Source organism: Moorella sp. E306M (assembly GCF_006538385.1).
Taxonomy (GTDB): domain Bacteria; phylum Bacillota; class DSM-521; order Neomoorellales; family Neomoorellaceae; genus Neomoorella.
In genome coordinates this window covers 1,519,345-1,525,506 of record NZ_BJKO01000001.1, presented here as the reverse complement: position 1 = coordinate 1,525,506, position 6,162 = coordinate 1,519,345, and the positions used below count along the sequence as shown (strand labels likewise).

Genomic DNA, 6,162 nt, shown 5'->3' with positions numbered 1-6,162 from the left:
TCACCTCTGACTTGATGTTCGGGCCTTCCCCTGGAGTTCATGACCCCCAGGGTACTATGCCTTCTGCTGACTCCTGCCGGTTCAGCCGTGCCTTTCGACACGGGTTGCCAGCTTTTCCTGGCTTATCCGGCAGGCCTCCCCGGGTAAGAGCGTTAACCTTCGCCCCGCGCCCGCCCCATATACTCTACCATCCCTTGGCAGCCTGGGATTTCGCTGTGTTTCGCCAGCTCATCCGGATGGTCTAGCCTCCTATGGGGTTCTTGTTCATCGGGCCGTGACTTTGCCTCCGGCTTCCTCCGGATCCCACCTCGCGATGGGCACCCTTGCCTTTGGCTAGCAGACTCGTGCTGCCTCGCCTGCAGTGGACTTTCACCACCAAGTTAACGCCCATGCCGGGCGCACAAAAATATGCCCCTTATACGGGGCAAAAATGTTATCTATTTACTATGGTTATTACTGCAAACTTCAAGCCGCTCGCCTGGCAGCAATTTTATCTTTAACAATAGGACCAAATAGCATTACCAGGGTTAAGAAAATAAATACAGCACTAATTGGGTGGGTAAAGAAAGCAGTATAAGTCCCTTCTGCAATTATTGCCCGCCGCATTTCTGTCTCAAGAGTTGGCCCCAGGACGATGGCCAGGATAACCGGCGTCGTAGGAAAGTCATAGCGCTCTAAAAAGTAACCTATTACCCCGAACACCGCCATTACATAGACATCAAAAAGGTTATTACGCACCGCAAAGGAGCCAACTATGGTTAATACCATTATAACTGGCAGCAAAATTGTTTTGGGGATCTGCAAGATCTTTACAAAAAGGCGAATGCCAAACCATTGAACAATTAAGGTTAGGATATTGGCAATGAACAAGGCGGCAAATATACCATAAACAATATCAGCATTTTTCTGGAAAAGCAGGGGTCCTGGTTGTAACCCGTGAATAAGCAGGGCTCCTAGCAAAATTGCTGTGCCCGGGTCGCCGGGAATACCCAGGGTCAACATGGGGATGAGGGCGCCTCCGGTAACGCCGTTATTGGCCGCCTCCGGGGCTGCCACCCCTTCCAGGATACCCGTTCCCCACTTTTCCGGATTCTTAGACATGCGTTTATTTGTTTCATAAGAGAGAAAGGCTGCGATAGGACCACCTGTCCCCGGAATGGAACCTATTCCCGTTCCCATAAGGGCACCACGCACTATAATACCAACACAGCTTTTTATCTCCTGCCAGCTGGGCAACTGGCTAGTTACGCCTTTGTCTTCAATTTTAATACCCGTTTCCGCATGACCCCTTGGTAAATCTTTAATAATCTGGGGTATAGCAAACAAGCCGATCATGGCTGCTAGCAAATCTATCCCGGCTTGCAAAGGTTCATAACCGATGGTAAAACGTTGGACCCCCATTATCGGATCCAGGCCGATTTCCATGGCCATTAACCCGATAATCCCGGCAATTAAACCTTTAATGATGGAACCTGATGAAACGCTGATAATCGTCGATAAACCAAACAAAACCAGGGCGAATATTTCCACCGAGCCAAATTGCAGCGCTACTTTGGCAATCAAAGGTGCCACCAGGATTAATAAAAGTAGACTAACTAACCCGGCAAAAATAGACGCAATTACCGCCATCCCCAGGGCCTTACCGGCCATTCCCTTTTGTTTTAGAGTATAACCATCGATTACCGTCGCTGCTGCCGAGGGCGTACCCGGGATGCCCAGGAGGATAGCCGATACTGAACCCCCGGTCATGCCGCCGATGAAAACGCCTACCAGCAAAGAAATTCCTGTAATTGGATCAAATGCAAAGGTTACCGGCAAAAGCAGGATCAGGCCGGTGGAGAAAGTAAGTCCGGGCATGGAGCCGAAAGTTATGCCGACAATGACGCCTACCAGGTTAGCCACCAGGGCCGTCAGTTGAGTGGCTTCCCCGATGCCGGTCACGATGTTTGACAGCAAAAAAATTCACCCCTTAAAATATGCTACCTGTGGGAAGGGCCATTTTAAGCAAAACCCGGAAGATAAAATCTACTCCAAATGCCAGGACAACTGTAATCAGGGCGATTTCCAGAATGTTGCGCAGGCGGAAACTTACAAACAGGAAAAAGGGCATCATTACCAGGGTACCCCAGCGTAGCCCGATCAGATCTACCATCCAGATATAAACAAAGAACATGGCCAGGGTACCTAAGCCTATCCAATCGATACCCCTTTTAGCTTCACTGGCCTCGGCCGCAACTGTCTTTTCTCCAGCAGGCTGCCGCCAGTTTCCTACCAGCATAACCAAGCTTAATATGACCAGCCCCGTTACCAGGAGCCATGGAAAAAACCTTGGCCCCGGGGTACCAGGTATCGTTGCGGACGGTATTTGTAAGGTAAGGTAGCCCCATATAGCTGCCAGCAGCAAAAAACAGATGGCTACAAGGCGCTCATCTCTTGGTTTTGACATTTTTTCACCCCTGGATGTGAAAACATCCTTCTCTAATTGCAGCTGCTATAATTATAATTTCGGTAACGGGGCGGTTTCCGCCGCCCCGTTACCGCTTTACCGCTTTACTTATTGTTTCTTCATCCCGATTTGTTCCATCAAGGCCGCCAGTTCTTCGTCCTGCTGGGCAATGAACTTGTCAAATTCGGCAGCCCCGCGGAACTCTATATTGGCGCCCATTTGCTTGGCAAAGTCCTTGAATTCCTGGCTTTCGGCCACCTTTTTAAAGGCCGCTTCTAATTTTTCAATTACCGGTTGTGGCGTGCCGGCCGGTACGGCAATACCCCGCCACAGGGAAAGGGTCAGATCGATGCCTTTTTCTTTAAAAGTGGGCACATCCGGCAGAGAGGCCAGGCGTTGTTCACCGGTAACAGCCAGGATACGCACCTGCCCGGCTTTTACCTGAGACATAATCTCCGCCGGTAACTGGGAGCTTGCCTCAATTTTGCCCCCCAGCAGGCTGGACACGGCCAGGCCTTTCCCAAAGGGTACATGGGTGAATTTAGCGCCGGTCTTATTTTCCAGGGCTACGGCAGTCAGGTGGGTAAAGCTGCCCAGGCCGGAGTTACCAATTCTTACTTTACCCGGATTCTTTTTAGCATACTCAATGAACTCGTTAATATCCTTCCAGGGGGCATCGGCCTTGACGGCAATGCTCACCGGCTCGGTAGTCAGCTCGGCTACACCGGCAAAGGCCGTGTAATCAAACTTCATATTGCCCTGGTGGTAAGCTGTGTTAATGGAATTGGAATTCCATACAATATTGTAGCCATCGGGTTTCTGGTCTTTAACGTAGGAATAACCTACCGCTCCTGCAGCCCCGGTGCGGTTGACAACGGCAATGGGCTGGCCTAATTCTTTACCGGCCAGGTCAGCTACCTTACGTGCCAGGAGATCGGCACCGCTACCGGCGCCAAAAAGAACGGTCATTTCTATGGGTTTGGTCGGAAACTCTACTGCCGCCGTATCACCTTGTTTTCCACCTTCATTTTTCGAGCTGTCATTTGCCTGCTTGTCCCCGCCGCAACCAGCCAGGGACAGGGCAAGTACCAGGAGCAGGGACACCAGGACTAGAGCTACACCCTTTAACCTCCAGTTTTTCATGTTAACCCTCCTTAAAATAATTTTTATTAATGCAGCGGTTTCCCGCCGGCATTAACCCCCTGGTAAATACTTGCTATAATTCAAACTAAGGTATTATGGGTTAATAACTACCTTCATGGCCCCGTCTTTGCGGTTGACGAAGTAGTCCAGGCCCTTGTGGAACTCCTCTAACGGGAAGGCATGGGTCATGATGGGTTTGGCATCAATTTTACCCTGGGCCATCAGGGACAGGGCGCGCTTGCAGTTCTGGTTGCCTTCACCGCGTACCGTCAAAAGGCTGATCTGGTTTATGACTACATAATCCAGGTTGGCAGTAACCGGTTCTTTGTAGAAGGAAACCAGGACCATGACACCGCCTTTTTTAGTCGACTTGATGCCGTATTCAAAGGCCTGAGAATTGCCACCGCACTCAAAAACCCTTTCGGCACCTTTACCATCGGTGATGGCCATGACTTCGGCAACGGGATCGGCAACCTCGCGGATATTGATGGTATGGGTTGCCCCTAGCTGGCGGCCCTTGGCCAGGCGATCTTCCCGGGTGCCCATGAGGATGATTTTTTCAGCACCTAGAGCACGGGCTCCCTGGACAACGGATAAGCCTATGGGACCCGGGCCGATAACCAGGACTGTATCACCGGCGATGTAGCCACCGCTCTTATCAATGGCGTAAAGGGCGCAGCCGGCGGTAGTCACATAGGTTGCCTCGTTAAAAGAAATATTATCAGGAATTTTATAAACAGAGTTCACGTGCTGGACGGCATACTCGGCAAAACCGCCGTCTACCGTCATGCCGGCAGCCCGGTGGCCTTTATCCAGGCGGCCGTAGTTTAAACAGGCGGTATACTTGCCGTCAATGCAGTTCTCGCAGCGGCCGCAACCCTTATGGGCCTCAATGGCCACCCGGTCGCCTACCTTGAACTCGTCCACCGTTTCCCCCACGGCCACTACCGTACCGGCCCACTCATGGCCGAAGGTAAATTCCCCGTAGGGCGGCATCTTGGGCATTCCTTTGGTTATGATTTTCACATCGGTACCGCAAATGCCGCAAGCTGCTACACGCACCAGTACTTCCCCCGGCCCGGGCTTGGGTACCGGCTTTTCCACCAGGCGCACGTCATTGGGACCAAAAAGGACCAGGGCTTTCATTTTCTCGGGGATTTGATATTCCATTTTACTGAATGACCTCCTTTGAACGATTATGCCGGAAATTGTATCTGCTGGAGGGGATATCTCCCTCCGACGCTCCACGCCTCATAGGCTCCGGGACATATCCCCACCCTAACGCCCACGCATTTTTTAGGGTTCGCTGGCGGCAGAACACTGCTTGCCGGCCAGCCATACTTCCATCAGCTGGTGCATAACGGCAGCCGCGCTGGCGGCAAAGACCGGGTCGTTAATATTGGCGTCCAATTTCATTAACTTTACCCGGGGCTCCAGGTTGGCCTCCAGCGCCGCCACCAGGGCGGCATCGGCTTCCGGGTCGTGGAGGGGGCCGCCGGCGCGGCCGTTTTCCGACCAGCCTTTAAGCGGGACCATGACGGCCACCGGCCCGCGAGCGGCATTTAACCTGGCGGCCAGCACTTCACCCACCCTGGTTAATTCTTCTTTAGTAGCCCGGACGTTGGTGTTATAAGGGTTATGGTAGTGAGTCGGGCGGCCCCGGTAGGCCGGCGGTATGCTCTCCGCCGGGCCAAAGCAGAAATAATCCAGCCCTCCCAGGGAAATCACCATGGGTATGCCCTTTTGGCCCGCCGCCTGCAGGCGCGGCCGCATAGGAGTATAGATATCTCCGGCCTCACCAAAGACCTCGGCGAGCAGTTCATGGGTGGTAAGATCAAGGACCCCTTGAATCACCCCGGCCTCGATTAATTCTTCCATGGCTGAACCGCAGGCCCCGGACGCATGGAAGGCTATTACCTCATAACCTAACTCTACCAGTCTCTCCCGGGCGGCTGTGACTACCGCATTGGTATTGCCAAAGGCGGTAGTAGCAATTACCGGCCGATCACTGGCCTTCAGGGGCTCGCCGTGAGCTGCCATGCCCATGACCGCCCCGGCAGCATTGCTGAGTATGGTACGGCTAACGGTATTGGGCCCTCCCAGAAGATCGGCTACCGAGAACATCATGATGATGTCCTTGTACTCTATATAGGGGCGGATGTTACCGGAAGCCACCGTAGAGACAATCACCTTGGGCAGCCCGATGGGCAAGGCCCGCATGGCGATGGCTGCTATGGCCGTGCCCTGGTTGCCGCCGATACCCAGAACGCCGGCCAGTTCGCCCCGACCATAGAGGTCGGTTAACACCCGGGCTGCTCCCAGCCCCATGGTCTGCATCATGGCATCGCGGCGTAAAGATGGCAGGTTCTTAAATTCTACCCCGCCCAGGCGGCAGATTTCTTCCCGCGGGTAAGTGGCCTTAAACCCGTGGGGGAGGTAGGTGCTCACATCCAGAACCGGAGCCTGCCAGCCCCGGGAAGTGATGAACTCCTGCAAAAAACGAGTTTCAGCTTCTTTGGTATCGACAGTGGCAACAATGGCTATAGCCTTGCGAGGCACACTTTTCTCCTCCT

General features: G+C 53.1%; 5 protein-coding genes. All 5 read right to left on the bottom strand.

What is annotated here, in order from left to right; all coding sequences use genetic code 11:
- Positions 1–465 precede the first annotated feature (465 nt).
- Complete coding sequence (locus tag FLZ89_RS08060) at positions 466–1,956, bottom strand: tripartite tricarboxylate transporter permease (protein WP_172613505.1); 1,491 nt, start codon at positions 1,954–1,956, stop codon at positions 466–468.
- 13 nt (positions 1,957–1,969) lie between these two features.
- Entirely contained in the window at positions 1,970–2,446 is a 477-nt protein-coding gene (locus tag FLZ89_RS08055) for a tripartite tricarboxylate transporter TctB family protein (protein WP_141263081.1), read from the bottom strand.
- 108 nt (positions 2,447–2,554) lie between these two features.
- Entirely contained in the window at positions 2,555–3,589 is a 1,035-nt protein-coding gene (locus FLZ89_RS08050; protein WP_141263083.1) for a tripartite tricarboxylate transporter substrate binding protein, read from the bottom strand.
- 93 nt (positions 3,590–3,682) lie between these two features.
- The gene (locus tag FLZ89_RS08045; protein WP_141263085.1) at positions 3,683–4,759 is read right to left on the bottom strand and encodes a zinc-dependent alcohol dehydrogenase; all 1,077 of its coding nucleotides are present in this window, start codon (positions 4,757–4,759) and stop codon (positions 3,683–3,685) included.
- Between the two features lie 126 nt (positions 4,760–4,885).
- Entirely contained in the window at positions 4,886–6,148 is a 1,263-nt protein-coding gene (locus FLZ89_RS08040; protein ID WP_141304751.1) for a Tm-1-like ATP-binding domain-containing protein, read from the bottom strand.
- Positions 6,149–6,162 lie beyond the last annotated feature (14 nt).